Below are 213 nucleotides of genomic sequence, written 5' to 3' on the forward strand. Positions count from 1 at the left end.
TCGTCGGGCCCGCAGGGGGTCGCGAGGGTGTCGATGGTCTCGACGAACGCTTCGGCGTCGACCGGGTCGGACATCCGCCCCCGGAACAGCAGCATCCCGTTGCGGCGGCGGACGAACCACAGTTCGTCGTCCCGGCCGGCGTCCTCCTCGGGGGGTTCTTCGCCGTCGGGGTCGAGGTGGGCCAGCAGCCGGTCCGCGACCGCCTGCAGCCCT

General features: G+C 73.2%; 1 pseudogene. It reads right to left on the bottom strand.

What is annotated here, in order from left to right:
• Positions 1-213 (bottom strand): annotated as a pseudogene (locus WCD58_RS33580) (HNH endonuclease); the annotation flags it as partial.

The organism is Actinomycetospora flava (assembly GCF_037400335.1).
GTDB lineage: Bacteria > Actinomycetota > Actinomycetes > Mycobacteriales > Pseudonocardiaceae > Actinomycetospora > Actinomycetospora flava.